This window comes from Candidatus Nitrospira nitrificans (assembly GCF_001458775.1).
GTDB lineage: Bacteria > Nitrospirota > Nitrospiria > Nitrospirales > Nitrospiraceae > Nitrospira_D > Nitrospira_D nitrificans.
Map to the genome: position 1 here is coordinate 105,654 of NZ_CZPZ01000033.1, position 26,148 is coordinate 131,801.

Consider the following 26,148-nt stretch of genomic DNA (forward strand, 5'->3'; position numbering starts at 1 on the left):
TTCTCTGTAACAAGCCTCATTTCGTCAATTGATACGAATATTTCCGCAAGGTTACCTGCGCAGCGTTGAAGCCTTTCCAAGCCATCGTGCCACCTCCTGCAACAACATCCGTTCTTCGACCGGCTTAGCGATGTAGGAATTAGCGCCAAGGTTGATCGCCATCTGTCGATGCTTGTCTCGTGCCCTGGTCGTCATGACGACCACCGGCGTTTGTCGAGTTTCCGGACGACTCCTCAGCGCTTGAATCACTTCGAATCCATTGAGCTTCGGCATTTCAAGGTCGGTGAGGATCATTCGATACTTGGTCGTCGATGCCTTGCGAAGTCCATCTTCTCCATCGACTGCCGTATCAAACGGATATCCGGCTTCCTCCAACATCCTTCCGACGAACTTTCGAATGCTCAATGAATCGTCTATTAAAAGTAGGCGCGCCTCTTCCGGCTTATTCGATGGTGGCTCTTGTGGTGCGGACTCTTCCTGCAGAGACGTGGCTTTGAAAAGGAGAGTCTGTGCAACTGACTCCTTCAGCTCTCTCGGCATCAACCGGTTTGGATCGACGACAAGAACGACTCGTCCTTCCGGATCAATGGTCGCGCCTCCAAAACACGAATGCTCCAACACCTTCAATGGTCCAAGCGGCTTAATGACGATTTCTTGGCGGCCCAACACTTCATCGACCGCTAATCCCACCGGAGCTCCGGCTGTCCGAACGATTACTACCGGCATGGTCCAATCGACGCGCCCTGGCTCTCGACGGAGGATATGATGGAGGGAGTGTAATTCAATGATGTGTTCGTTGATCTGTAAGAGTGTACGATGCCCCTCCTCGCGCACCGAGGAAGGTGTCGGCACCGTGACTTCCTGTATGCTCAAGAGCGGAATCGCATATTTTTCGGTGCCGACTCGCACGAGCAACGCTGTGGCGATCAGGAGAGTGAGAGGGAGATTCAAGGTAAATTTGGTGCCCCTGCCGGGTTCAGATTCCACCTCGATATGCCCGTTCATGCCTTCAACTACTCGTTTAACTACATCCAATCCTACGCCTCGACCCGCTTGATCCCCCACCTTGTCAGCTGTGGAAAAGCCGGGCATGAAAATCAATTGCCGGACGTCCCTATCCGACATGGCTTGGATCTGACGCAATTGGGCTGATCCCATCTTGCCGGCTTTGGCTCGGATTTTTCCCAAATCCAATCCTGCTCCATCATCTTCCACCTCGATGATGACCGAGTTCCCACGATGAGCCGCATGGAGGTAGACAGTTCCGAGGGCCGGTTTACCCTTCGCGATCCGATCTGCCACAGGCTCGATACCGTGATACACAGCGTTCCTGACCAAATGCACCAATGGATCCGCCAGTCGTTCCACGATTCCGGTATCCACTTCGGTCTGCTCGCCTGATGTGACCAACGATACCTCCTTGTTGGATGCTCTGGCGGTTTCTCTGACCGCTCGACGAAACCTGGTGAATGCCGTACCGATGGGAACCATGCGGGCATGGGCGATTTCGTCTCGCATCACCAGAGTCAACTGTTGCAGTTGACTCATCTCGTCATGGGCTTTTTGAATGGATCCGTCCAGCTGCGACATCGATTCGGTGATATCAGCGGTGACTTCCCCGATACGCCGAGCCAAAACATTGAAATCATCGTATTTGTCCAGCTCGAGGTTGCCGAAATCGCCGAACGCGGGAAGGCCTTGACCCGCAAGCGTGGTCGAAACACTCGGTACTTCCTGATAGGTAAAGGTGTGTTTGTCTGAAAAGGAGCGGATCGAGTCCACCAAGCGACTCTTGAATGTTAAGACCTGCTGTGACAGTTGCTCCAAGACTCGCAGCCGTTGTTCCAACCGGCCTCGTCCGATGACGAGTTCTCCTACGAGGTTCATCAGTCGCTCGAGCCGCACATAACTGACACGGATGACCTCACGTTCATCTGCTGATTTCTCGTTCGGAACGCCCTCATCATCCCGAGGAGACTCGTCTCTTCCGGACTGTCTGGCCGTCGCCGGACCAGCGCTGTCATCAGACGGACGTGCCGCCGCCGTCTCGTTTGTGTTTTCCTGATCCAATCGTCGCAGTTCGGTTCGCGCCGCATCAAAGCGATGCCTCGTGTCATCGACCTTCGTGAGATCTCTGCGCATGAGCACTCGCACGACATCGATGGCGCGAAGTATGAGATCGGTATGCCCCGGCATCACGTGGAGACGACCGTCTCGCACCGCTCCCATGAAGTCTTCGACATGATGGACGAGGTCGCCGATTGATCGAAACCCGACGGTATAGGCGGATCCCTTCAAGGTATGTGCGCTTCTGAACAGATGATCGATCAGTTCCCTATTGTACGGATCCTTGTCCAATCGTAAGAGATTAGCTTCCAATAGCTCCAGATACTCTTGTGCCTCAGGGATAAAGTAGGAAAGGATTTCCGGATCCAAATCCGGAATCACATACCGAGCGGATAAGCCGGCGGTCGGCTCTTCCATGGTAACGATGGGATCGTTCTGGACGGAATGAGAGCTAGGCGCGCGCGTATCGTCGGAGAGAGTCGTCGGTGGAGATGGGGCAGCGGTACCTGCGGACATCCGGGTGAAACGATTGAGAAGAAGCGGCAGGTCGTGCTGGAGTTTCGGCAGGCTCGCTGGCTCATGTCGGAGAATGAGCCGGATCAATTCGGCTGCCTTCGCCAGCGAATCAAGAATGTCAGGGCTGAGAGGAAGGCGGTTTTCATGAACCTCGACCAGGCAATCTTCCATTGGACGAGCGACATCTCCAATGACTTGGTATCCCACGGTGTAGGCTGACCCCTTCAAGGTATGCGCCGCGCGAAAGAGCCGATGAATCGAGTCGTCTGCATCCGGCTTGGCTCGAAGCGTAAGAATCAACCTGTCTATGGTGTCGAGATACTCTCCCGCTTCAGGGATGAAGTAAGAGAGGATTTCGGCATCGAGTTCGGGAAGCACGTAGGTCTCATCGGCTATCGACTCGGAGAAGATGGGCGCCGGCCCGCAGGTTATTCCTTTTTCTCGTTGTGTGATCGAAGCCCAACAGCGGGCTACGGCTTCTACATCCTCAACGCCCCCTTGCCCGATGACTCGAACGATTCCATGAAGACTGTGCGTAATATTTCTCATCGAGTCTACGGCGTGATCCCAGTGAGCCATCGGAGTCGGCGTCACCTGCTCAAGGAGTGTTTCCAGATGTTCAGCGAGCTGAGCCACTCCACTGAAGCCGTATAGGGCGGCAGCGCCGCAAATACGGTGGGCGGTAATGTATTGGTCTGTTAGTTCCTGAGGACCAGGAACTCTTCCATCGGGAGGATGCAAGGCTTTAGTCAGGGCATCCAACCCATCCGAGGCTTCGAGTACAAAGATGCTGATGAGGTTCTGCCGGTCGAACTCCGAACTCATCGGTCCCTCGTTACACCAGAAGGCTTTCCTCACTCAGCGGATGAGGGAGAGTCTCAGGTCAGCTTAAACTGCGACACTGACGTCGTCAGACCTTCAGCCAAGGTCACCATATCTTCTACCGTCGCGCGAGCCGAGTCGGTGGCCTTTTGCGTTGCCACGGCACCTCCGGTAAAGTCCTTGATCGAACGACCGACTTGATCGGTTGACGCCGTTTGCTCAGCTGCCGCCGCCGCAATGCTTTGCGCAAGTTCCGCCGACCGTTGCGCAATCGTCGAAATGTCCTTGAACACATCGCCTGTTCGCAAGGCCGAAGCCGACCCGGCTTCGACCGCCTGAGTTTCATGTTCCATGGCGACGACCGCATGTTGCGTTTCGCTCTGAATGACTTTCACCAGCTCCGCGATCTCGCGTGTTGCCTGTGTCGAGCTTTCCGCAAGCTTCCGCACTTGATCGGCGACGACCCCAAAGCGCGCTCCCGCCTCGCCGGCACCGGCGGCCTCGATCGCAGCATTGAGGGCTAGCAAATTTGTCTGATTGGCGATATCCCGAATAGTCGAGACGATTTGTGAAATTTCCAATGAGCGGTCGCCGAGCGCTTTGACCTGCTTGGACATCCGTTGGACCGCCAATTGAATGCGCTGCATATCGTGAACGGTTTCTTGCACCGCGAGCCGGCCGGCTTCAGTGGCCTTGAGCACTTGGCGGGCCGCTTCAGACGAGGCTCCCGCGGTCTCCGACACTTGGCGCATCGATGACGCCAGCTGTTCAACCGCGCCGAGCGCCTTGATGGATTCATCCGCTTGATGTCTGGCTGTTCCGGCCATCTGGCCCGCATTGTCCCGCAACTTGCCCGCCGAGCTATTGACACGTTCGGCTGCCTGGCGCACTTGTTTCATCAACTGTGAAAAACGCTGAATCATGAGATTGAATCCGTCCGCCAAATTTCCAAACATATCGGCCGTCACTTCACCGCGCTTGGTCAAATCTCCTTTCCCGACATCCGAGACCAATACGAGGAATTGCACGAGTTGCTTTTGCATCCTGTCCCGCTCTTCCTCTGTCGAGACCAGTGCCGTGATCCGATCCAACATGATGTTGAACGCCTTGGCCATATGTCCGACTTCATCCTCGCTCTCCAGACTGGCGCGCGCCTGCAAATTGCCCGCTGCAGCCTGTGTCGCAACGTCGGCGACATGGATGATGTCTTTCACGATGCTGCGGGCGAGGAAATATCCGATCGCAACGGCTATGAGGAGTGCCGAGGCCGCCGCGCCGAGCATGACTTTCGTCAGGTGGACGGCCAGGCTCTGCCCCGTATCGTTTAATTCGCCGGCCAAGTCTCGAATGAGCTGCGCCAGCCATTGGAAGCGCCATATCGACCGGCCGTGCCACAATGAGACCTCAGTCGACAACAGGGTAGCGGCCAGTTCCCTCATCGACTGTCTTTGCTCATCCGTGAGCGAGGAGTCAAAGCTATCGTTCAATGCTCCCACTGTGCTTTCAGCCGACGCAAAGTATTCTTTCAACGTAAATAGGAGGACATCCAACTCTTGTCCGTCGCGACGTCCATCCACCGTCTCGTGTGTTGCGGACGGGCGATACATCTCAAGCGGCGTCAGCGTTCGCCTCTTCAATTCAGCGAGTGGAATGATGGCCTCGTCAAAATCACTCTTTTGTCTTTGGTCCGCAACGCTCAATAACGCATTGTGATACAAACTGAGGTTGGTGCTGCTCACCGCGACATGAGAAACTCCCACTGTTGAATCGTCATAAATGGAGCTCAGCTGGCCCTGCAGCTGGCGGAGGCCCAACAAACCGATCAGACCAATGGCCATCATGCCGACAAGGATGACGAAAAACCCGATAAGGATCTTGTGCAGGGCCTTTAGGTTTTTAAACCATGTACGAGGCGACCATTTCCATGTCTTTCTAGAGTTCGACATGACGCTCCTCCTGCTCACGACTCAAGATAGGACGGACCTTTGTCGGCATCATCGTTCCTTACCATGATGGTGTGACCTCTGGTCATCGGCCGTTCCCTCTATGGAGGCCAATAGTCGAGACAATTCTAATATCGCGCTCAGTTTGTTCTCGGTTTTGAAGAACGCAGAAATCATGGGACGCCTTTCAGCCGCCGTGCGAGTCGAGGGAGCCACCAAATCATCCGACTGAATGGTGCGAATTTCAGGAACTTCTTGGACCAGGATGCCGACCTGTTGCATGCCCTGACGAATCACCACCGCGTATTTCGGCATGACGGATGCGGATATGCCTAATGCGTTTCTCAAATCGGTAAGGGGAATGATGGTGCCTCGTAGATTGGTGACACCGACCAGCGCCGCAGGCATTCCCGGCACAGGCGTGATCGACTTGGGTTCGAAGACCTCACGGACCTGACGGACATCAATGGCGAACGTTTCATCTCCCAATGCGACGAGACACACCCGCAATGATTCGGTGGATTTCGCCTGTCCCGGGACTGAATCGGAATGCAGTCGAGGCAATTCGTCTATGGGAATCATTCTGTCACGCCCCCGCGCAGTATCGGCTCTCTCAGCTCAGTGCGTGCTTCACGGCATGCAGAAGCTCCTCTGATTTGAAGGGTTTCACCACATGTCCGTTCGCCCCCTGTTGCTGCCCCCAGAACTTGTCGCTTTCCTGCCCTTTGGAGGTGCAGAGCACGATCGGAATGTTCTTGAAGCGAGCATCGCTTTTCAGATCCCTGCATGCCTGAAATCCATTTCGACCCGGCATCACCACATCCAAGACGATCAGGTCCGGTTTTTCAGAAACAATCTTATCCTCCAATCCATCGGCGCTGGAGAACGAGACAACGGTATGTTGGGCAGTCTTCAGATACGACTCGATCAATTGCAGTTCCGCGTACGAGTCATCGACAACCATGATTTTGCTCATACACCATTTCCTCTCTCTTTCAAGAACGTTTCATGCTGTTCTCAACGCGTCGTCATGACCGCCGGTTTCGTGTATCGCTATCCTGGGAAGCGAGAAGGAACGAGCATGCGCGAAGCACCTTCGCCTCAACGTCGTCAGGTTCGGCGTCTTCCATTCGATAATCTGGATATGCAAATGTGACCCGATCGTCAGTCTTGAAGACCCATGTGTCCCCGGTATGAATACCGCAATGAACCCTGTCGCATCGTCAGATTCTTCGGCCGTGGCATAGGACACATTTCCGAAGATTCCGGCACACAACCAGCCCTACGATCTGTGACGGCGCTCCCCTATCCTTCAAGACTGATTGGCACCGTTCCCCTGGAGTGTAGCGACTTGTAGTTGATTGGCAAGAAAACGTTGAATATCAACATCCTCGTTGGGTGTAGTGGAGGGCGATACGAAGGCGAGCAGCGGTATCGGGATGGAACGTGGCGAACACCGGAGAGGTGATGTCATCGGAGAAGACAAGACAGATTGATGTTCCTGGACAGATGATCCGCCCACCGATCAAGTTCATCCCGCAAATGAACAGTGACTGACATTGATGTGTGAATATCAAGAGGTGGAAGCCCTTTCTTCAGGCGAGCACGATTGAGCCAGGAACGACGAAAACCAGGCTCATCAAACACTCCATGAATGTACGTCCCCCACACAAGTCCGTCGTGCCGAATCGCTCCATCGAACTCATCTGTGTGCGTAGCCATCGAATGGGGGGCGTCCGCTTTCCGGGCGGAATGACGGCGAACTCTAAAGCAGGGACGTTCGTTCACGCGTCGCGTGACGCCCATATGAATCTGATACCCGCGCACCAAGCCCTGACCGGCCGGAAAGAAGTCCGTGGGGTAGGCCTCTATCTGTGCGGTATATTTCTTTTTCCCGAGTACTGTCTCCGTATCCAAGTAGCCCAAACCGCAACCGCTTCCGCCCTCTTCAACGCAATCAGGATCAGCAATCCGCCGACCAAGCATCTGGTAACCACCGCAAATACCGATCAGCTCGCGCCGACTCCGTAGATGATTATCAAGCAACGCCATAAACCCTCTTTCTTTCAGGTAGGATAAATCGGCCACCGTATTCTTACTTCCGGGAATGATCACACAGTCGGCATCGACAAGTGCGCTTGGTGTGCCGACGTACTTCAAGGCCACGTCTTTTTCCGCAGCCAATACGTTGAAATCGGTAAAGTTGCTCATGTAGGGCAACAGAATAACGGCAATGTTGATACGGTCAGGCGCAAAACTCGTCAAGTGCTGCCTGCCTAGGTCCAGACTATCTTCTTGGTCCAGCCTCAGATCACGAAGAAAGGGCACAATGCCCAATACAGGAATCCCAGTCCGAGACTCCAAGAAGCGCACCCCATCGGCAAACAATGTGGGATCGCCCCTGAATTTATTGATGACGACGCCGCAGACCCTGGCGCGTTCGTCCGGCTCCAGCAAGTCTAATGTTCCAATCACTTGAGCAAAGACGCCACCTCGATCGATATCGGCAACGAGCAGAACCTGAGCATTGGCATATTCCACGACCGGCCAATTCACCAGATCCCATTTTCGGAGATTGACCTCGGCGGCACTGCCCGCCCCCTCAATCACCATCATGTCGTACTGTTTCGATAGCCGCGCATAGCTGTCTTGCACGACCGACCAGAGTCTTGATCGCCCATCACAGTATGCCGAAGCTTCTTGCTTCGCGAACACCTTGCCGAGGATCACGACCTGGGAACATCTATCGGATTCCGGTTTGAGGAGGATCGGATTCATATCGACATGTGGAGAGAGTCCGCAGGCCTCGGCTTGCAGCGCTTGCGCCCGTCCGATCTCATGCCCATCCGGCGTGACGAATGAATTCAGAGACATATTTTGAGCTTTGAATGGGGCCACGCGAACACCTGTGCGGTGAAGCGATCGGCAAATCCCGGCCGCGATCAAACTTTTTCCTACGTCCGATCCCGTTCCAAGAACAGCAATCGCCCGCGCCGTCATTGACGCGACTCCCGCCAAGCCTTCGCTTTCGCTAAACCACGAGTCATGCAATTGGTCACTGCCCGCCCAACAAGCGCTCCGATCACCGTATGGGTTCCGCCGTAGATGTGCGACGGACCCTGTCCCTGTAGCCGACAAGCGATCACGACCGCATCCGTGCCGGTTCCGGTGGCCGCCATGCCACTGCAACTCGGCACCGCATGATCGTGCAAGACGCCGGTCTTGGCCTCCGTGGCAACTTGCACGACACCAACCATCGCGGCATGGGAGAGACTCCCGTTGGTGATGAGAATGAGATTGATCGTGCCGGGCTTGCCCGGTCTGTCGCGATGGGACCGTTGAGACGGCCATTCTCCAGCCCGAACGGCATTCGTCACGCCAACCGTCGCAAAACACTCCACCCAGATCCCATCCCAAGCAGCTCTCGCCACCACCAACTGTGTCATCGGGACAGCCGTCATGAGTCCGACGGTGCGTGCGCGGATGCCGAGTCGGAAAGCCACCTTTCGCAAGAAACGGGCGGGATCAGTGAAACGTTTAGGCAGACCCCCGATCGCCGAGGAATGTGCCTCGACCTGGTGATTGAGGACACAGGAAGCCAGCGTAAGCCCTCCCCCTTGTGGCGCAGAGGAAAGCACCCGTCTCCGACCTCCAAGATCGATGACCAGTGTCTGCTCAATTACTCGGTGGCTGGTGCGGACTCGTGTGGAAGCGCCCTTCATCACAAGACGCCTCGATGGAGCTGGCGAGCGATGGCCTGCACGATCCGGTCATTGTCTTGAACGGAACGCACGGCAAGTCGGATCGAACGTGAGTTCGCGCCAAGCACGGACGAACAATCACGAATCAACAGGCCTCGGCTTCGTAATCGTTCGGTCATGTCACTCGCATGCCAGCCGCGAGGCAATTCCACCAGGAAATAATTCGCGTATGTCGGCATCACGACGCAGCCGGGTAAGGCCGTCAGCAACGCTCTCAACCGTTCACGCTCTCGCGCCATGAATCGCAAACTCTTGCGCGCATGCGGCGCATCGTTCACCGCAGCGAGCGCGGCAACCTGCCCCATGGCGCTCACCGACCAGGGCGGCAGCTGCCGTTGTAGCCGTCGCGCGGTGATGCGGGTTGCCACTGCATAGCCTACTCGCAGTCCCGGCAAAGCATAGAATTTGGTCATGCTGCGCAAGATAACCACATGGGGCCAGGACGCCGCATGCGGCAAGACAGACCGATCCGGACAGTAATCCGCAAAGGCTTCGTCGATCACCAACCAAAGACCTTTTTGCCGAGCCGCCGTGGCTAAACGGGCGATGTCATCGGCAGAGCAGGCTTGTCCGGTCGGGCTGTTGGGATGACAGAGCACGATTCCATCGATCAAGCGGCCGTCGCTTCGTCCGGTTTTCATCACATGACAAAGCCGGTCGATCGGGATGGCATACTGGTCCCGTCGGTCTGCGCACAGGGAAGCGGCCTGTTTCTTCGCCCGCACCATTGCCGCCGTATATTCAGAAAAAGTGGGTTGGACGACCAGCAGCCGATGAATTCCCAATGCGCGAGGAAGCGCGTCGATCAACTCCGTGGAACCATTGCCCACCACGATCTGTTCCGGATCGATCTGCCAGAACGCGGCCAACGCTTGCCGAAGATCCCAGCAATCAGGGTCAGGATAGTGGCTTAAGAGATGTTTGGACCTCGCGATGGCTCGCCACACATGCGGAGAGGGTCCCAGTGGATTGATGCTGGCGCTGAAATCACAAATTTCGGTGGAATCACGGCCCAATTCTCGTGCCGCAGCGTAGATATCACCACCATGCCCTCTTCCGTTCAGACGAGCCATCGACTCCCCAACGCCAAACACACCCCCAGCGCCGAAGCAGCCACCATGATCGTGGCTGCCAACCGAATGTCTTTGGGTGCTGCGCTCCGTCCCTCCGCGCCGAGCACAGGACGGTCTTGCGCGATTCCATCATAAAAGTTCGTGCCGCCCAACCGTACTCCCAAGATCCCGGCCATCGCCGCTTCAGGCCTGCCGCTATTGGGACTGGGATGGAGACGTCCATCTCGCGCAAGCACGCGCCATCCGTTGCGAATCCGCTCGAGTTGTCGGGTGACGAGCCCTGCGCCAAGGAGAAGCAATACGGCCGACAACCGGGCCGGAATCCAGTTTGCCAGATCATCAAGCCGAGCCGACGCCCACCCAAGATCGGCATAGCGTTCATCCCGATGACCGATCATGGAATCCAATGTATTGACGGCCTTGTATGCCAAGGCCAATGGAACCCCTCCGATCGCCAGATACAACAACGGCGCAATCACGCCGTCCGCCGCGCTTTCCGCGACCGTTTCCACCGTCGCGCGGGCCACCTCCGATTCGGAAAGCTCCGCCGTGTCCCGCCCCACGATCATCGCCACAGCGCCGCGGGCAGCGGGCAGATCGCCGGCTTGGAGCGCATCATCCACCGCGCGGACATGGTCCCACAGGTCCCGCGCCGCAAGAGTTGTCGAAGCCAATGCGATCGACAGCGCCGATCCCATCCACCACGCAACACGTTCGACCTCTTCAATCATGATCACGCCGAGACAGTAGGTCGTAATCGGCAATCCCCCGGCCAAACAGACCCCTGCCATGCGAAGGCCGGCACGACTTCGACAAACCTTTCGGACTCGATGATCGAGCCACGCAATGCACCGGCCCATCATGCGGACAGGATGCGGCAACCAGCGGGGATCGCCACATACCCCATCAAGCGCGGCGGCGAGAAGGAATTCGCCGCCGGTCATGGCAATCGAAGCAGGAGTGGAACGAGTATGAGGAAGAGAATTTCCATCGCTTCATTCACAGCACCAAGCGTATCCCCGGTGATCCCACCGAACCAGCTACGGCAAGCCCACCAGCCGACGAGCACGATCAGAGCCCCGGCGAGAAGGATCAGGCATGCGCCGACCGCCCCAAACCCTCCTGCCAGAGCCATCGTCAAGACCCCCGTGGATATGGCCGCGTGCCGCCACGAGAGATGGGTGAGGAACGGCGCCGCCAGTCCCCCTTCTGATCTGGCATAGGGTGAAATCCAAGCGAGCGTGACCATCGCCCAGCGCCCCACCGCCGGCATGCAGAGCACGGCAGGAAACCGTAACTCAGCCGGCAGCGCCATGAGTCCGGCATACCGAAGAATCAGCGAGAGAAAAAGCCCTGTGGCGCCGATCGCGCCGATACGAGGATCGCGCATGATCGAAAGCCGTTCAGCCGGCGTCCGACCTCCGGCCAACCCATCCAATGTGTCGGCCAACCCGTCTTGATGAAGCCCGCGCGTGAACAATACCAACAGCACGATCAGCAGCACATTCACGACGACCGTCGAGAACATCGTGGTCAATCCGAAATCAACCGCGCTGAGCCCCCCACCGATCAGCAAGCCGACGACCGGATACCACGCCATCGATGCAGCCAGCTCGGGCGCGGTCGGCTCGTGATGAGCCCGGCTCAAGGGGATCGTGGTCAAAAAATGCCAAGCGATAATGAAAGATCCACACAGGTGACAGGTGACACGTGAAACGCCATCGCCGAGCGGACGGTTCGCCGGATGGCCGGAGGTCGATGGAAGACCGGCCGTCACGTTCGCTGCACCAGGATCTGATTCGCCGTCTTTCACATTGTACCTCTCACGCCTTACTGGAGACTCCTGCTTCGTCGAAGGTCGCCATCTCCGTGTAGATCTTGATCGCGGCACAGACCAGATCCATTCCCAAACAGGCCCCGGTGCCCTCGCCAAGACGCAAGTCGAGATCCAACAGTGGTTTCAGTCTCAGATAGTCCAGGATGACACGATGGCCCTGCTCGGCCGAACGATGGGAGGCGATGAGATACTCGCGGCACAGCGGCTGAAGCCCGACGGCAATCAGCGCCGCCGCGCCGGCGATAAAGCCGTCCAATACGACCGGAATCCGAGCCTCCGCCGCACCAAGCATCAAACCAGCCAGTCCGCCGATTTCCAGCCCACCCACCTTGGCGAGCACAGCAAGCGGATCAGCCGGGTCAGGATGATGTAACGCAAGCGCCTGCTCGATCACCGCCACTTTGCGCGCGCGGCCCGACTCGTCGATGCCCGTTCCCCGTCCGGTAACGTCCGCCGCAGGCCGCCCCGTCATCACCGCCGTAATGGCGGCGCTGGGTGTGGTATTACCGATCCCCATCTCGCCGGTGCCGATCAATCCGATGCCCTCTCGCACAGCGTCCGCCGCCAATTCCATGCCGACGGTTACGGCTCGTTCTGCCTGATCACGTGTCATGGCCGGCTCGGAGAAAATATTGCCTGTGCCTTTCATGATTTTGCGATCGAGAAGGCCGGCCACGGTTCCAAATTCGCAGTCCACACCGATATCCACCACCCGCACGGCCACGCCGGCATGTCGCGCCAACACGTTCACCCCGGCGCCACCCCGTAGAAAGTTCAGCACCATCTGAAAGGTAACCTCTCGCGGATAGGCGCTCACTCCTTCGAGGGCCACCCCATGATCGGCCGCGAAGGTAAAGACCATGCCTCGCGGCACATTCGGTTTCAGCTCGCCGGTCATGGTGACGTAGGAGGCAGCCAATTCCTCCAAACGCCCGAGGCTGCCGAGCGGTTTGGTTAGGCGATCCAGCCATGTTTTTGCTTTCGCCCGCACATCTTGATTGAGCGGCTGAATTCCACGACACACGTCCTGTATCACCATGATGACTCCTCTGTTGGTTACTTCAAGCGAAGCGATATCCCACTGACCACCAGATGAACTTCGTCCGCTCCGGCGGCAATCTGCTGGTTCATCCGTCCGGCAAGATCGCGAAACGCGCGGGTCGCAGGCTCAGCCGGAACCAGCCCGAAGCCCAACTCGTTGCTGACGATGACCACCCTCGCCGCCGTGGCCCGCATTCTCCGCACCAGCGTCTCAGCTCTGGCGAGAACGACCGATTCGTCGAGGCCGGTTCCGACCAAATTGCTCAACCACAAGGTGACACAATCGAAGAGAATCGTCCGATATCGAGGCCCCTGCGCGGCAAACCACGCCTCCGGATCGAGCGGCTCTTCAACGGTCTCCCAATCCGCCGAACGTGTGGCCTGGTGCCGGGCGATTCGTGCGGCCATTTCATCATCCAATCCCTGCCCTGTGGCGACGAATGCGCGCGGCCCTCGTGAGCCGGCCAATTTGAGCGCCGCCTCGCTTTTTCCGGACGACGCCCCGCCAAGCACAAGAATGATGCGGCTTGTGGCTCGTCGCGTCGGCTGGCCTTTACTCGGCTTTCTCGGCGACATCGCGTTCCCATAAGAATTCCGGCTCGCCCTGCGTCTTGGCGACCCAACGGGCCAATACAAACAGAGCATCGCTGAGCCGATTGACGAACTTGATGATCGTCGAATCGACCGGCTCCGTTTTGGAGAGGGCCACACACAGCCGTTCGGCTCGGCGACAGACCGTCCTTGCCTGATGCAAAAATCCGGAAACTTTCCCCCCTCCCGGCAGGATGAATTCCTTCAGCGGCTCCAAATCTTTTTGACACCGGTCAATCATCTTTTCCACACGTGTGACATCCTTGGCGGAGACCTGCGGCATATTGTTGAATGTTTGTCCCGGTGCCGTCGCCAGGATGCTGCCCACATCGAACAACTTGTTCTGCACCCACCGCAACTCAGTTTCGAGCTGCGCCGCCGCCCTATGCTCGTCGACGGCATCGGCATTCAGCACCCGCGCGACACCGATCGACGCATTCAACTCATCGATCGTGCCGTAGGCGTCGACCCGCAGGCTGTCTTTCCAGACCTGCTGTCCGCCGGCCAGTCTAGTTTTTCCCGCGTCGCCCGTTCTTGTATAGACCTTGGTGATGCGCATCCCCATCCCCTCTCTTGACTTGGATCCGATTTCCCCATGCCTCCTGGTGAATCAACTGGTCGATTGGAATCCGGCTCCGCCATCCGGCTGCTTGCAAATCCGGCTGCTCTTCAAACTTGGATACATAGCCGATGCAAAGATAGGCGAGGACCGTCACCGATTGAGGCACGCCGATGACCCGCTTCAGCTTCTCGTGATCCAAAATGCTGACCCACCCGACGCCGATGCCTTCGGCTCTGGCGGCCAACCAGAGATTCTGAACCGCGCAACAGGTGCTGTACAAGTCCGTCGCGCGGACCGTGGAACGACCGAGCACATTCGCCCCCCCGCGCCGCCGGCTGCAGGTGATGCAGAGATTGATCGGCGCTTCTTCGATGCCTTCCAGCTTCAGCTGCCGGTACAACGCCCCCTTGGCGCCTGCATACCGGGCAGACGCCGCGGTGTTCGCCTCGACGAAGAGATCCTTCACCGCGCGCTTCGTCGCGCGATTGCGGATGACCACGAAATCCCACGGCTGCATGAATCCCACCGATCCCGCATGGTGCGCCGCCGTCAGCAGCCTCATCATCACCGCATCCGAAATCGGCGTCGCCAGAAAATTCCGGCGCACATCACGGCGCTCAAAGATCGCCCGATAGACGGCGGTGCGCTCGACCGTGGAAAACGCCTGGTGATGACCGTCACGCTCTCGATCGCGACCGATCTCCGAAAGCTTTTTATCACGAGAGGATCGTGCGGCTCTGACGATACTGGTCTTCCGGCGCATGCCCTTCTTCTTTCGACATTCGACCGACCCAGAGTCGGTCTGTAGGTATGGGTTTTCGCTCAATCAGCCAAAATTCACTACTCGCCTAGACGGACGTCGTCGATCGGTGTCTTTGCGCCGTCAACGCGCCGGCCAGGCTGAAGAACGCATGAACGACACAGCCAATACCGGTATAAAACAACGAAACGTGACGTGAACTGTGCCAGGCTCGTCTGCTCGAACCGGCCGGTTCCCACAACATGCCATAGGCCGGCAACAAGAAACCATAGGCGGGACTGACGCAGAAACTACCGACTCCTCCCCAAGTAATGGCCGCAAAGTCCAGCAGTGCCGCTTCCGCCAGGAACGCCGTATAGATCCAACGAGAGCAGAGATAAATGCCCGCCAAAAAGAACACGGCCCATGAGGCGGTGGGCACATATTCGAGCGCGCCGAAATGGCGACCTCGTGTCGCCGCCATGAGCGTGGCAAGCGTGATACCCAGTACGATCTGCACTCGAGCTGAAAGTGTAATCATATGATGCCCTAGGGAATACGCTGATCAGCCTGCGGGAGTTGAGGTCCCAGCTCACCGGTTGCGATCTTTTCCAAACAATGAGAACAGAGACAATCCTGATACCGCGCCGCAATCCAATCCATCTGCGGCTCGGTAATGCCGACTTTTCCGCACCAACACTGGTATCCGCCACACTCGAACACGTGGCCGCAGCGCTCGCAAGTCTTCCGGATCGGTCCTCTCAAAATTCCACTCCTGGTTGCGCCTTGATGCCTTTTCGGAAGGGATGCTTCACTTGCTTCATCTCCGTCACCAGATCGGCCTCTTCCAGAAGGGCCGCCGGTCCTCCTCGACCGGTGATCACCACATGTTGCATCGTGGGACGGTCGCGAAGCGCCGGTAATACCTCTTCAAGGCGGACATAGTCGCACTGCAGCGCGATATTGAATTCGTCGAGGACGACCATGGCATAGGACGCATCGCGCAGGAATTCACAAGCCGTGTTCCACGCCTGTTGCGCGAACTGGATGTCTCGCGCGCGATCTTGAGTTTCCCAGGTATAGCCTTCTCCCATCCGGAGGAAGACCACTCGATCGCCGAAAGATTTCAGCGCGCGCTCTTCCGCCGTGTCGATGGCACCTTTGATGAATTGCACGACCGCGACCTTCCAGCCATGCCCGATGCAGCGCAACACCATCCCAAACGCGGCGGTCGTCTTTCCTTTGCCGGCGCCGGTATAGACGATCAAAAGGCCTTTCTCCTGTTGCGCCTCCTCGATACGCCGATCAACCGACGCCTTAAGCCGTGCCATTCTCGCTTGATGTTCGACTTGATTCGTCATGATGAACCCTTACCTCTGGCCATCCGAACGGTTGACTGACGAGCAGCCTCCACCAGCGCTGTCCCGACTTGTGGTCGGCCGGCAAAATGCAAATGGGTGTAGAGCGCCAGTACGTTTTCCTTCATGAGTCCATCCTGTCCCTTCAAAAATCCTTCCGCATCCCTCGATGCGCAGGCATACTGCAGCGGTCCCTTCGCAACCAGCGTGGAATAGTGAAACTCATGGCCTCGCGCCGTGACGCCGACTTCACCCAGGATGCAGCGCCGTGAACATTCCACTGTTCGGTATCCCAACGTGAGGCCGGGTTTCCGCATGACCGCTTGGGCCGGAAAGATGCCGACCATTTCATGCGGACGTCCGTCGAAATCGCGGATGGACTCCGTGAGATACATCAATCCGCCACATTCCGCGTAGATCACGCCGCCTCGTTCGGCAAATCGCCTGACGGCTGCGCGCATAGCGCGGTTCTCGGCCAACGTTGCGCCATACACTTCCGGATATCCGCCGCCAAGATAGAGCATCTCGACGTCCGGCAAGGTAACATCCCTCAACGGAGAAAAGGTGATTAGTTCGGCGCCCGCCGCTTCCAGCGACTCAAGATTGTCCGGATAGTAAAAACAAAACGCCTGATCCTGCGCCACTCCGATTCGAACCGTACGCCCCTGACTCTTGATCACCGGTGGAGACAGGGCTTCCGGCAACGTGCCAGTCGAATGGGCAAGGGTTTCGATACGATCCAGATCGATCGTCTCCAGCGCGGCCTTCGCCAAGCGATGATAGAGCCGACCATCGCCTTGTTCCATGGCCATGACCAGCCCAAGATGCCGATCCGGAATGGTCAGGGCAACGTCCGGACGCAAGTACCCGACAGGGATCACTTCCGTCTCTCGTTCCACGGCCGCTTTCAACAGCTGGTAATGGCCGTCGCTCCCGACCCGATTGAACAAGACCCCTGCCACGCGTAGGGCAGGATCGAAACGCGCATAGCCCGCCACCATCGCGGCGGCGGAACGGGCCATGGCGCTTCCATCGACGACGAGCAGCACCGGGGCATTCAATTGCTTCGCCAATTCCGCCGTGCTGCCGATCTCGTTCACCGGAGAGCTGCCGTCAAACAGCCCCATCATCCCTTCGATCATGGAGATATCCGCATCGGCCGCGGCGCGGGCGAAGATCGAACGATTACGCTCCGGCCCGAGCATCCACCCGTCAAGATTTCGAGAGAGGCGGCCTGTGGCCGCCCGATGATGACTTGGATCGATAAAGTCCGGCCCCGCTTTGAACGGCTGGACCAGGCGGCCTTGCTCGCGCAAGGCCGCCAGAATCGCCAACGTCGCCGTCGTTTTTCCGACGCCGCTTGATGTGCCTGCAATGACCAATCGTGGATACTGTTTCATGCGACGTTAGAGCGGCAGATCGTAATTGATCCGCACCCCTCCGAAAATCGACCGAATCGGTGTGCCGAAAAACAGGGTCTCTTCGTATTTCTCGTTGAAGATGTTGTCCAACCGGAGATAGGCCTGCACGGACTTCGTCACGTCATAGCTCGCGGACAGATTCCAGACCACGAACGACGGAGTCGGATTGCCGTTCCCCACATTGCCGAACCGTTCCCCGACATAGCGTCCCTCCAGATTGGCCTGCACACTTTCGACGGGCTGATAGCTGAGGACCGTCGAAATTTGATGGAGCGGCCACTTGGGAAGACGTGCATCCGATCCGCTACTGACATCCCGCGTCGCGGCGTACGTATACTGGATGAGCAGGTCCAAATTCTTCATCCAAGGGCCGTCACGATAGAGTTTCAGCTTCGTGCTCACTTCCACACCTTCCGCTTTGGCCAACCCGACGTTCTGCGCGCAAAACCCAAACGAGCCGGGAGCCGTACAAACGCCTGGGTCGAAGATCGACAAGATCAAGTTGCGGTACCGCGTCCAAAAGTAGCCGACGCTGATGCTGCCTCGATCATTCGGCAATGCCTGTTCGATCGCCACATCCAGCGCTTGGCTTTTTTCAGGCTTCAGATTTGGGTTGCCGAATCCAGGGAAAAACAGCTGGTTGATCGTGGGGGCGCGAAAACCGGTCGCATAGCTGCCTCGCAACTTCGTCCCGGTTTCCTTGACCAGATATCCCCCGGTCACTCGATAGGTCGTTGCGCTTCCGAATACATTGTACTCATCCTGGCGGACCCCTGCCGTTCCAAACACTCGGTCCCACAGATTCAACTGGGCCTCTCCAAACCCGGCATGGCTGCTGACGGATCTGTTCTCGAATACCGTCGTGTTTGTGATGAGATCACGATTGTCTCCCCTCTGTTCTCGAAACTGATACCCTGCGGTCAACTTGAGGGGTTTGCCGACTTGAATATTGTGCTGCCATTCGATCCTGTTACTGGTCGTTTCGATTTGAGACCTGAACGGGGAACCGATCGGTCCCGTGGTTCCGGTCACAAGATTACGTTCAACCGCGCCGCCGTCGCTCGCAAGATGTTCAGTCGCCCGCGACAAGGTCAGTTTGTGTGACCACCAGTCGGTAATCGGCTGAGCATAGTTTCCTGCGAAGACATAGTGGGTGCTTCTGGATCGCGCGCCGAAGACGTCGGCCGGATTTGACGCGAAGGTGAGAGAATTAAACGCAAATCCATCAAAATTCACGATGCCGTCGAGCCAGCGGAAGCTAAATTCGAGCCGACCGTCCTTCGGCAGATCCGCTCCCAGCCGAACCGACCCCTGCCAGTTGTGGTAGCCGTCACGCTCGGCCGCGCCGCGCCGATAGTTGATGGCTGAAAATCCGGCCGTATCCAAACGCGTGATCGATCCTGAAAAATCAATCGGACCCTTTTTGCCGGCCAGGCTGCCTCCTTCTCGAATCGTGTTGAACGATCCATACTCGACAAAGCCGGAGATGTTGGGTTTCTCTCGTCCACGTTTCGTCGTGATATTGATCACGCCGCCCATCGCATCCGATCCCCAGAGCATGCTCTGGCTGCCTCGCAAGATTTCAATCCGCTCGATATTGTCGGACGTGAGATTGGCAAAATCATAAATGCCGATGGTGGCGCTGTTGACGATCGCCCCATCGATCAAGACGAGTGTCTGTTCCGGTGTGCCTCCGCGCATCCGCACATCAACGGTCGTGCCAAGACCTCCGCTTTGGAAGACGGCCAGACCCTGCGCCCAGCGAAGGGCCTCCGCCACCGTTTTGACCTTCCGCTGTTGCATCTCTTCGCCGGTAATCACTTCCACCGCGCTGGTGACTTGCTTGGCGGGCAGTTCCGTCTTGGTTGCGCTGACGATGACGTCGGGAGCCTCAAGGTCAGGCTTGTCGGCCATGGCGACTTCTTGAGCCGATACGGGATGGGCAAGAAAAGCGATCGAGAGAATGACGGCACACGCACACGGAACACCACGAAATGAGAACCGCGACATGAAAACCTCCCTTTGACTCGAAGGGTGTCTATCGTCCCGGCAGTTGGGTCTCCTGACTTGCGGATCACAGCTTCTCCGCGCCTTCCCATGTGCCGAGGCACACAGTGGCATTCTGCAGAGTCACTCCCCGCTTACAGTGGCGGCACCGTGATGGATTTGCACCATCTTCCCCGTCGCTGACGGTATGACCTAACGAATCCCTCCCCAATGATTGTTCCGCACCAAACCGCTTGGGCAGGAGAGCGGTGCGTACTCATCCTGCTCGCATCGAATTATCCCGCTTGAATCTCCTTGCTCACACGTCCATCGAACATCCCTGCAGCATGCCGGATTAATGCCGAATGTAGTCGATGGAATATAGAGAAGAACGCGGCGCCATGCGGTCGAAATCCCAATTGAACGTCAAGACGGCAGATCGATTGGACGTATGCGTGAGCACCCGCATTCCATTCTTCACGACCAGGCTCGGCGCGTTCCAGAAGTCCAAGGTCTTTTCCGCGCCGGTTCGGTTACAGACAATCAAGGGGAGACCTGTTTCGTGGGTCCGTTGCTCCCATTCCCCATTCGGACCGTGTGGACCGGGTCCCCACGAGGCCGGCGAGACGAACATCTGCGCGCCTTCAAACTTCATGGCCCGAGCAATATTCGACGTATAGACATCGGCGCACACCAGCACACCCACCTTGACACCGTCACACTCGATCGGAGCGGCCGTATCGCCGGGACTTGACCACGACAGGGAATCGCTCGCCACATTGATCTTGCGATGTTTCCCCAAGATCTCACCCGTCGGACCGATGACAAACACCGTATTATAGAGCCGAGAGCCATCCCGCTCGGGGCACGAAAGAAAGACGGTCCGCTTCAACGCTCTCACCAAGGTGCGGACCTGCTGCATCCATGGATCAGGCTGCGGTTGAATCCAATCCGTGCCGATGAGCTGCGCGAACTGGAGTCCACAGACCGCCAACTCCGGCGTGACGATCCACTCCGCTCCGATCGAGGCCGCATGTTTGATGGCCTCGACAATGATAAAGCGGTTGCGCTCGATCGCGCCGGGAACCGTCTCAAGATGCAGCAACGCAATTGTGTTCATTCCCATCTCAATGATCACCGGACACGTGCCGTCCCGGCAAGGTCACGCGAGGCAATCCGGAACCAGGATGCCGATCGACGAACACACGACATCGATACACGGATTCCAGTACGTCCGGCTCGATGATCGCATCCGGGTCGCCGAGTCGGACGATCCGTCCGCGATCCATCAACAGGATTCGGTCGCAATACTGGCTCACCAGGTTCAAATCATGGGACACAAGGACAACGGTCAAGCCACGCTCATCTCTCAACCGGCGCAACACCGAACAGATCTCAACCTGATGGTGCAGATCGAGAAACGCGGTCGGTTCATCGAGCAGCAACACCTTGGGGGTCTGGGCCAGCGCTCGAGCGATCACCGTCCGCTGCCGCTCGCCGCCGGAAAGGTCCGTCACCACCCGGTAAGCCAACTGGACCATGTCCATCGTCATCATCGCCTGTTGCGCGATGGCCACATCTTCTCGGCTTTCCCATCCCAATCCACCCGTCCATCGGTCACGCGGCTGATGGGGGAATCGCCCCATCAGCACGGTTTCAGCCACCGTAAAGGGAAAGAGACTGTATGTATCTTGGGGCACGACTCCGACCACGCAGGCGACCTCTCGTTGCGGCATCGACGCCAAGTCTCGTCCGAATAAGTCGATGCGGCCTTCCAGTGGATTCAGGAGTTTCGCCAGCACTTTCAATAAGGAAGTTTTTCCTGATCCGTTCGGACCGACGATCCCCAGCACTTCACCGTGGCGCACCTGAAAGGAAACATCATCCAGCGTCCACTTGACGGCATCTGAATCGTGGGACCGGTACCGGAACCGAACAGCCTGGACGTCGTACGCCTGATGTCCTGACAGGCGGTCGGTTGAGTCAACCATCACATCTCCCGCCGTGTGGTTGCCGTCCGGCCCACTCATGTCAACCGATCTTTCCGCCGGAGCAAGAGATACACAAAGAAGGGTCCACCGACCAGGGCGGTGATGATGCCGACCGGAATCTCAACCGGCGAGAGCAGCGTGCGCGCCACCGTATCGGCTCCCATGAGAAAGGTGCCGCCGACCAAGGCGGACGCGGGAAGGAGCACGCGATGATCGGCGCCGGTCATCAGGCGCACGGCATGGGGAACGACCATTCCGACAAATCCGATCATTCCGCTGACAGACACGATCGCCCCCGTGACCAGCGCCGTCAGGACGAAGATAGACCGCTTGGTCTGTTCCGTATCGACACCGAGCGTGCGCGCGGATTCTTCCCCCAAGGCCAAGATGTTCAAGATGCGCATGTGTCTGAAGAGTAACAAGAGACCGATGAGCAGGTAGACCGCGAGTCCGACCAGACCACCGTAGGGCGGGGCGGTCAGCGTCCCCATCAACCAGGTGGTCATTCCATACGAACGATTCGGCTCCATGATCGAGGTAATGAACATGATCATGGCTGAAAAGACCGCGTTCAGAATCACGCCGGCCAACAACAAGCTGTGGATCGGCAACCGCTCGTCGCGGGTGGCCATCCGATACACGACGACCAACGCCACCAAGCCTCCGGCAAATCCACAGGCCGGCAAGGCCACATCGGCAAGAATGGTGGCTCCCACCCCGAACAAGATCCCGGTCGCCGCTCCCAATGCGGCTCCGCTGGAGACACCAAGCACATAGGGATCGGCCAGCGGATTTCTGAGTAATGCCTGCAAGGCCACTCCGACGGACGCCAGCGAACAACCGACTAAGAATCCCAACAGCATGCGCGGCAATCGAACCTGCAGCATGATTGTTCTGGTGACATCGGCAGCCTCCCCATCGGCTGTCCCTGGACCAAGGGGATGCGCGAGCACCTGGAGCATATCGCCATATGCGATCGGTTGCGCGCCGAAATGAAGGCCGATGAGACCGACCATCATCGCCACACACCCAAGACTTCCCAACGTCATCGCCCAGCGTGATCGGGTGAGAATCGCGCCAGGAGGGCCAGCACCGATTTCCAAACCGGCAGGCCTCGATGCAGGGGACACGACCCTCGCGCCTGTATCCGACCGAATCCCCGCGGAAGGCTGTGGTACCGGAACCGTCATGGGCGAAGATTTCCCGCGTCCGATCCGAAGATGTCCGGATGGATCGCGCGAGCAAGTTGTTCCAGGCCCTCGACGATACGAGGCCCTGGACGGTTCAAGAGGTTTGATGAGACTTCGTGGAAACGGTGTTGCTTGACGGCTGACAGCGAGTCCCATCGCCGCCACTGTTGTTGCTCGCTGCGCGGCACCGTTTCTACGTCGCCGCTCGGAAAGATCAGCACCTCCGGATCTTCCTTCAGCACGGTCTCCATACTCAATCGTGGATAGGCGACGTTCGCCTGGGACGCGATGTTGATTCCCCCCGCAAGACCGATCATCTGGTGGATGAAACTGCCAGGCCCTACGGAAATCAACGGGTGACTATTGAGGACATAGAGCACCCGCTTTCTGGGAAAGACCTCGGCCCTGCGCCGAATGTCGGCGATGCGTTGCCGCATGGCTTGCGTCACTTCATTCGCGGCGGGGCCTCGCTCAAACAGTTTTCCCAAGGTTTGGATCTGAAGCGGGATATCCTCCACCGTGGAGGCCTCAAGAACGAACAGAGGAATTTTCAGCTGGTCCAGCATCGTCTGGAGATCGGGATGGAGAAAATCCTTGGGCGCGAGCACCAAATCCGGCTGCAACGCGACCAATGCCTCGACGCTCGGATTCGAATACCCGACCTTGGCCTTGGATTTCGCGGCGGTCGGATAATCGCAAAACTCCGTGACCCCGACGACCTGTTCATCCAGCCCGAGCGCAAACAGCATTTCCGTGATGCTGGGAGCGAGTGAGACGATGCGAGCCGGCGGCTTGGCGAGATAGATCCGACGCCCGGCATCATCGACGAAGGCCCGCGACGAGACATGCGCCATGAACGGCATGCCGGTGAGGATTCCCTGTTGCCGCCGTTTCATCTCACCACACTCTTCCTCGTTGCATCCGTACGACGGCGCAAGCGGCAAGAAAAGCGCAACCAGAAGCCACGCCGTCCCGAGCGGATAATATCGTTTCCATGAGTTCAAAAGAAAAATCCCCAAGGCCTGAATAGACCCTGAGGATTGCACCCGCTTCTTCATCCTCACCTGTTCCCCAGCCTCGAGGGAACGACGGTCACTTCTCCGAGCAGGTCTTCTGGCTCATGGTTCACTCTACTCCCCGGTCTTCCCATCTTTTGCGTAAAACGTTAACCGTGAAACGCAGGACCTTGCGATGACCGATTCACGAGTAACGAATAACGATCAGACAGTGACTTTTACGGGTTTCGTCCCCATTGACAGCGGCGGGACCGCGAGGGATTCGCACCCTCTTCCCTTACTCAGAGCTTATGGTGGCAGCACAATAGAAGAGAACGGCAAAACTTGTCAAGGCTCGCGCCTAGCCCGATCGTAGACCTTGTGCTTGTGGCCATCGATTCAGCTGTGATACTATCGCCCGATTTCAATCAGGTTCATTCAGGCAAGCAAGAAGGAGAACGACCGTGGCATGGATGTGTGAGATTTGCCAAAAGAAGCCGGTATCGGGCAACAATGTGAGTCACGCGAACAACAAAACCAGGCGAGTGTTCAATCCCAACCTTCAAACCGTTCGCGCCGTGGTGGATGGGAGTCATAAACGTATCCGCGTCTGTACACGCTGTTTGCGCTCTGGATTGGTACAAAAAGCGGTCTGACGGCTGTTCGCTCTTCGCCCGCAGGTTACGGCGCCTTCCAGAGAATCTGACCTCCTCGCTCGACCAGCTTGATGACCGATGGATCATCAGGAGAGAGCGTTAAGGTGCGGTTACCGTCTTTGCTCCTGAGCACGAGCCCGACTTCGCCATTCGCGTCCAATCCGAGTCCGGCTCGGGCTTTCCCCTTGGCGTCCAGCAGCAAGAACTCCTCGGCATTCACTCCATTCGGCTTCTGCGCGTCAGCCGATATTGGTGAAAGCAACTGAGTACTCAGCAGGCCGCCGACTGTTCCACCAAGAAATGCCGCGAGGCAAAGCAGAAGCATCTGTTTCTGCGTCATGACTGATCCTTTCATGAAATCAAAAGAGAAACCGAACGGAGGGATCCTAGGCGAGGTGGTTGTGAATCGCAACCATTGCGTACGCCGTCAGAAAAGTCTTTGTCTCAAAAGAAGGCGTTACTTGAAGGAGGCAACTGGATCTGCCGCAGGACCACGAGCCCGGGGAGCGCATCTCGTAACGCGACGCTCCACTATTCTTGACGCGTCAGAACAGATGGATAGGTCCATTGACCGTTTGTAGCTTGTGCGTTCCGCGTGACTTACGGCTTAGTACCGATAAATACAAATCCGTTCGTTCTCGCGCTATTTAACGCGGTGCTGGTGAGCGTTTTGGTTCCGGCATCATAAAATCCGATCCCGTTCACCGTATCGTTTCTGTTGCTGCAGGCAGGGTCATCCTCGAATGTCACGGTAATATTAAACACGTTTCCATGAGTCCGCGGTGAAAATGAACCGGTGAAAGTACAGCCGGTATTGGAACTGCCGGAAATGTTTCCATTGGGTGAGACCTGAGCCGTCACGGTTTCAGTCGCAGTGATCGGACCGGTATAGGTTCCCGCAACAGCGCTTATATCCGGCGTCAAATCATAATTGTTGTCGTATGTCGTCGTAAAAGAAGTACTCGGCCCGCCGACCTGATAGGCAATCGTGCCGCTCAAGCTTTGCTTCATTGTATAGGTGCCGTTGATTGTGGCGTTGAGTATTCCTTGCCCCTCCACATTGAAATCCCTGGCGTTGGGAGAGGTGAAGGCTCCATGTTGTGAGCTGCTCTCGCCTTGTATAAGCCCGGCGACGGTCGAGGGGTCGTTAACCGAAGAATAGAGGACCCAGTAGACTCCGTCGTCGAGTACAACTCCCGCAACGGTACGGTTGGTATTTGTGGTCCCGGTCCAAAGCCCCTCGGCAGAAGTTGCCGCGAGAGGTGCGGGAGACGGCGGTGACGTCTCACCTTCACCGCTACAAGCAGAAAGAGAGGTCAGAAATAACAGGCCGAAAACCAGCATCGTCATCCGTTTCCCATGCATGACCGATCTCCTTGTGAAGCGAGGCCTGATCCCTTGAAACTTAGCGCAGCATTCCTAACAGCCTGTCCAGGAAGTTTCCAACCCCTCTCAAGTGGGGGAAGGCAGATGAACTTTAAATAAGGGAGTGATTGAGTGGTTATTTTCGTTGGATGGGAACCGTGACTAAATCGTGACGGGGACGAGTTGGCGTGGAGTTTGGAAAGGGTAGAAAGAGAGCTCTTTGAGATGCTATCC

25 protein-coding genes and 2 riboswitches are annotated in these 26,148 nt (G+C 57.4%); of the genes, 1 reads left to right on the top strand and 24 read right to left on the bottom strand.

Annotated features, from left to right (window positions below):
* Positions 1-51: 51 nt before the first annotated feature.
* From COMA2_RS17005 to COMA2_RS17110, 22 genes are all read right to left on the bottom strand, one after another.
* The gene (locus tag COMA2_RS17005; RefSeq protein WP_090901143.1) at positions 52-3,408 is read right to left on the bottom strand and encodes a hybrid sensor histidine kinase/response regulator; all 3,357 of its coding nucleotides are present in this window, start codon (positions 3,406-3,408) and stop codon (positions 52-54) included.
* Between the two features lie 53 nt (positions 3,409-3,461).
* The gene (locus tag COMA2_RS17010; RefSeq protein ID WP_090901146.1) at positions 3,462-5,351 is read right to left on the bottom strand and encodes a HAMP domain-containing methyl-accepting chemotaxis protein; all 1,890 of its coding nucleotides are present in this window, start codon (positions 5,349-5,351) and stop codon (positions 3,462-3,464) included.
* A gap of 48 nt (positions 5,352-5,399) precedes the next feature.
* The gene (locus COMA2_RS17015) at positions 5,400-5,930 is read right to left on the bottom strand and encodes a chemotaxis protein CheW (protein WP_090901149.1); all 531 of its coding nucleotides are present in this window, start codon (positions 5,928-5,930) and stop codon (positions 5,400-5,402) included.
* Between the two features lie 31 nt (positions 5,931-5,961).
* Positions 5,962-6,324, bottom strand: a complete 363-nt coding sequence (locus COMA2_RS17020) for a response regulator (protein ID WP_090901152.1) — start codon at positions 6,322-6,324, stop codon at positions 5,962-5,964.
* A 494-nt stretch (positions 6,325-6,818) separates the two neighbouring features.
* A complete protein-coding gene (locus COMA2_RS17025; RefSeq protein ID WP_090901155.1) occupies positions 6,819-8,348 on the bottom strand; it encodes a cobyric acid synthase in 1,530 nt (509 codons plus the stop codon).
* The gene (locus COMA2_RS17030) at positions 8,345-9,070 is read right to left on the bottom strand and encodes an adenosylcobinamide amidohydrolase (protein WP_090901158.1); all 726 of its coding nucleotides are present in this window, start codon (positions 9,068-9,070) and stop codon (positions 8,345-8,347) included. The genes COMA2_RS17025 and COMA2_RS17030 overlap by 4 nt, the downstream gene beginning before the upstream one ends.
* On the bottom strand, positions 9,070-10,182 hold the full coding sequence (gene cobD, locus COMA2_RS17035) for a threonine-phosphate decarboxylase CobD (protein WP_090901161.1): 1,113 nt from the start codon (positions 10,180-10,182) through the stop codon (positions 9,070-9,072). Before cobD ends, COMA2_RS17030 begins: the two co-directional genes overlap by 1 nt.
* Positions 10,170-11,126, bottom strand: a complete 957-nt coding sequence (cbiB, locus tag COMA2_RS17040) for an adenosylcobinamide-phosphate synthase CbiB (RefSeq protein ID WP_090901164.1) — start codon at positions 11,124-11,126, stop codon at positions 10,170-10,172. The genes cobD and cbiB overlap by 13 nt, the downstream gene beginning before the upstream one ends.
* Positions 11,123-11,995 (bottom strand): adenosylcobinamide-GDP ribazoletransferase, encoded by an 873-nt coding sequence (locus tag COMA2_RS17045; protein ID WP_175304687.1) that lies wholly within the window; start codon positions 11,993-11,995, stop codon positions 11,123-11,125. The genes cbiB and COMA2_RS17045 overlap by 4 nt, the downstream gene beginning before the upstream one ends.
* 10 nt (positions 11,996-12,005) lie before the next feature.
* Complete coding sequence (gene cobT, locus COMA2_RS17050) at positions 12,006-13,061, bottom strand: nicotinate-nucleotide--dimethylbenzimidazole phosphoribosyltransferase (protein WP_407919022.1); 1,056 nt, start codon at positions 13,059-13,061, stop codon at positions 12,006-12,008.
* Between the two features lie 14 nt (positions 13,062-13,075).
* Positions 13,076-13,636 carry a bifunctional adenosylcobinamide kinase/adenosylcobinamide-phosphate guanylyltransferase gene (gene cobU / locus COMA2_RS17055; RefSeq protein ID WP_090901174.1) on the bottom strand — a complete coding sequence of 187 codons (561 nt, stop codon included), beginning with the start codon at positions 13,634-13,636 and terminating at the stop codon, positions 13,076-13,078.
* On the bottom strand, positions 13,614-14,210 hold the full coding sequence (locus tag COMA2_RS17060) for a cob(I)yrinic acid a,c-diamide adenosyltransferase (RefSeq protein WP_175304688.1): 597 nt from the start codon (positions 14,208-14,210) through the stop codon (positions 13,614-13,616). The genes cobU and COMA2_RS17060 overlap by 23 nt, the downstream gene beginning before the upstream one ends.
* Positions 14,161-14,976 carry a 5,6-dimethylbenzimidazole synthase gene (gene bluB, locus COMA2_RS17065; protein WP_090901181.1) on the bottom strand — a complete coding sequence of 272 codons (816 nt, stop codon included), beginning with the start codon at positions 14,974-14,976 and terminating at the stop codon, positions 14,161-14,163. The genes COMA2_RS17060 and bluB overlap by 50 nt, the downstream gene beginning before the upstream one ends.
* 85 nt (positions 14,977-15,061) lie before the next feature.
* The gene (locus COMA2_RS17070; RefSeq protein WP_139077455.1) at positions 15,062-15,493 is read right to left on the bottom strand and encodes a hypothetical protein; all 432 of its coding nucleotides are present in this window, start codon (positions 15,491-15,493) and stop codon (positions 15,062-15,064) included.
* A gap of 8 nt (positions 15,494-15,501) precedes the next feature.
* The gene (locus tag COMA2_RS21430; protein WP_175304689.1) at positions 15,502-15,717 is read right to left on the bottom strand and encodes a cysteine-rich CWC family protein; all 216 of its coding nucleotides are present in this window, start codon (positions 15,715-15,717) and stop codon (positions 15,502-15,504) included.
* Positions 15,714-16,313 carry a cob(I)yrinic acid a,c-diamide adenosyltransferase gene (gene cobO, locus COMA2_RS17080; RefSeq protein ID WP_090901190.1) on the bottom strand — a complete coding sequence of 200 codons (600 nt, stop codon included), beginning with the start codon at positions 16,311-16,313 and terminating at the stop codon, positions 15,714-15,716. The genes COMA2_RS21430 and cobO overlap by 4 nt, the downstream gene beginning before the upstream one ends.
* Positions 16,310-17,710 (bottom strand): cobyrinic acid a,c-diamide synthase CobB, encoded by a 1,401-nt coding sequence (locus COMA2_RS17085; protein WP_090901193.1) that lies wholly within the window; start codon positions 17,708-17,710, stop codon positions 16,310-16,312. The genes cobO and COMA2_RS17085 overlap by 4 nt, the downstream gene beginning before the upstream one ends.
* A 6-nt stretch (positions 17,711-17,716) precedes the next feature.
* A complete protein-coding gene (locus tag COMA2_RS17090) occupies positions 17,717-19,741 on the bottom strand; it encodes a TonB-dependent receptor plug domain-containing protein (protein WP_090901196.1) in 2,025 nt (674 codons plus the stop codon).
* A 24-nt stretch (positions 19,742-19,765) separates the two neighbouring features.
* Positions 19,766-19,937: riboswitch (cobalamin riboswitch) on the bottom strand.
* A gap of 135 nt (positions 19,938-20,072) precedes the next feature.
* A complete protein-coding gene (locus COMA2_RS17095; RefSeq protein ID WP_245631080.1) occupies positions 20,073-20,837 on the bottom strand; it encodes a carbon-nitrogen hydrolase family protein in 765 nt (254 codons plus the stop codon).
* A gap of 7 nt (positions 20,838-20,844) precedes the next feature.
* Positions 20,845-21,747 (bottom strand): ABC transporter ATP-binding protein, encoded by a 903-nt coding sequence (locus COMA2_RS17100; RefSeq protein ID WP_245631082.1) that lies wholly within the window; start codon positions 21,745-21,747, stop codon positions 20,845-20,847.
* Positions 21,744-22,898, bottom strand: a complete 1,155-nt coding sequence (locus COMA2_RS17105; RefSeq protein ID WP_090901202.1) for a FecCD family ABC transporter permease — start codon at positions 22,896-22,898, stop codon at positions 21,744-21,746. Before COMA2_RS17105 ends, COMA2_RS17100 begins: the two co-directional genes overlap by 4 nt.
* On the bottom strand, positions 22,895-23,956 hold the full coding sequence (locus COMA2_RS17110) for an ABC transporter substrate-binding protein (RefSeq protein ID WP_217490805.1): 1,062 nt from the start codon (positions 23,954-23,956) through the stop codon (positions 22,895-22,897). The genes COMA2_RS17105 and COMA2_RS17110 overlap by 4 nt, the downstream gene beginning before the upstream one ends.
* A 28-nt stretch (positions 23,957-23,984) precedes the next feature.
* Positions 23,985-24,221: riboswitch (cobalamin riboswitch) on the bottom strand.
* Positions 24,222-24,357: 136 nt separating this feature from the next.
* Here COMA2_RS17110 and rpmB point away from each other — a divergent pair.
* Positions 24,358-24,549 carry a 50S ribosomal protein L28 gene (rpmB, locus tag COMA2_RS17115; RefSeq protein ID WP_090901205.1) on the top strand — a complete coding sequence of 64 codons (192 nt, stop codon included), beginning with the start codon at positions 24,358-24,360 and terminating at the stop codon, positions 24,547-24,549.
* Positions 24,550-24,574: 25 nt separating this feature from the next.
* On the opposite strand, the gene COMA2_RS17120 is transcribed toward rpmB, so the two are convergent.
* Both COMA2_RS17120 and COMA2_RS17125 read right to left on the bottom strand, forming a co-directional pair.
* Positions 24,575-24,889, bottom strand: a complete 315-nt coding sequence (locus COMA2_RS17120; RefSeq protein ID WP_090901209.1) for a hypothetical protein — start codon at positions 24,887-24,889, stop codon at positions 24,575-24,577.
* 260 nt (positions 24,890-25,149) lie between these two features.
* On the bottom strand, positions 25,150-25,914 hold the full coding sequence (locus tag COMA2_RS17125; protein WP_090901212.1) for a hypothetical protein: 765 nt from the start codon (positions 25,912-25,914) through the stop codon (positions 25,150-25,152).
* Positions 25,915-26,148: the final 234 nt, after the last annotated feature.

What these genes read in the sequence shown, in the direction of transcription:
- COMA2_RS17005 (WP_090901143.1), bottom strand. Translation starts at nt 3,408, where the DNA reads ATGAGTTCGGAGTTCGACCGGCAGAACCTCATCAGCATCTTTGTACTC.
- COMA2_RS17010 (WP_090901146.1), bottom strand. Translation starts at nt 5,351, where the DNA reads ATGTCGAACTCTAGAAAGACATGGAAATGGTCGCCTCGTACATGGTTT.
- COMA2_RS17015 (WP_090901149.1), bottom strand. Translation starts at nt 5,930, where the DNA reads ATGATTCCCATAGACGAATTGCCTCGACTGCATTCCGATTCAGTCCCG.
- COMA2_RS17020 (WP_090901152.1), bottom strand. Translation starts at nt 6,324, where the DNA reads ATGAGCAAAATCATGGTTGTCGATGACTCGTACGCGGAACTGCAATTG.
- COMA2_RS17025 (WP_090901155.1), bottom strand. Translation starts at nt 8,348, where the DNA reads ATGACGGCGCGGGCGATTGCTGTTCTTGGAACGGGATCGGACGTAGGA.
- COMA2_RS17030 (WP_090901158.1), bottom strand. Translation starts at nt 9,070, where the DNA reads ATGAAGGGCGCTTCCACACGAGTCCGCACCAGCCACCGAGTAATTGAG.
- cobD (WP_090901161.1), bottom strand. Translation starts at nt 10,182, where the DNA reads ATGGCTCGTCTGAACGGAAGAGGGCATGGTGGTGATATCTACGCTGCG.
- cbiB (WP_090901164.1), bottom strand. Translation starts at nt 11,126, where the DNA reads ATGACCGGCGGCGAATTCCTTCTCGCCGCCGCGCTTGATGGGGTATGT.
- cobU (WP_090901174.1), bottom strand. Translation starts at nt 13,636, where the DNA reads ATGTCGCCGAGAAAGCCGAGTAAAGGCCAGCCGACGCGACGAGCCACA.
- COMA2_RS17060 (WP_175304688.1), bottom strand. Translation starts at nt 14,210, where the DNA reads ATGCGCATCACCAAGGTCTATACAAGAACGGGCGACGCGGGAAAAACT.
- bluB (WP_090901181.1), bottom strand. Translation starts at nt 14,976, where the DNA reads ATGCGCCGGAAGACCAGTATCGTCAGAGCCGCACGATCCTCTCGTGAT.
- COMA2_RS17070 (WP_139077455.1), bottom strand. Translation starts at nt 15,493, where the DNA reads ATGATTACACTTTCAGCTCGAGTGCAGATCGTACTGGGTATCACGCTT.
- cobO (WP_090901190.1), bottom strand. Translation starts at nt 16,313, where the DNA reads ATGACGAATCAAGTCGAACATCAAGCGAGAATGGCACGGCTTAAGGCG.
- COMA2_RS17085 (WP_090901193.1), bottom strand. Translation starts at nt 17,710, where the DNA reads ATGAAACAGTATCCACGATTGGTCATTGCAGGCACATCAAGCGGCGTC.
- COMA2_RS17090 (WP_090901196.1), bottom strand. Translation starts at nt 19,741, where the DNA reads ATGTCGCGGTTCTCATTTCGTGGTGTTCCGTGTGCGTGTGCCGTCATT.
- COMA2_RS17095 (WP_245631080.1), bottom strand. Translation starts at nt 20,837, where the DNA reads ATGAACACAATTGCGTTGCTGCATCTTGAGACGGTTCCCGGCGCGATC.
- COMA2_RS17100 (WP_245631082.1), bottom strand. Translation starts at nt 21,747, where the DNA reads ATGAGTGGGCCGGACGGCAACCACACGGCGGGAGATGTGATGGTTGAC.
- COMA2_RS17105 (WP_090901202.1), bottom strand. Translation starts at nt 22,898, where the DNA reads ATGACGGTTCCGGTACCACAGCCTTCCGCGGGGATTCGGTCGGATACA.
- COMA2_RS17110 (WP_217490805.1), bottom strand. Translation starts at nt 23,956, where the DNA reads ATGAAGAAGCGGGTGCAATCCTCAGGGTCTATTCAGGCCTTGGGGATT.
- COMA2_RS17120 (WP_090901209.1), bottom strand. Translation starts at nt 24,889, where the DNA reads ATGACGCAGAAACAGATGCTTCTGCTTTGCCTCGCGGCATTTCTTGGT.
- COMA2_RS17125 (WP_090901212.1), bottom strand. Translation starts at nt 25,914, where the DNA reads ATGCATGGGAAACGGATGACGATGCTGGTTTTCGGCCTGTTATTTCTG.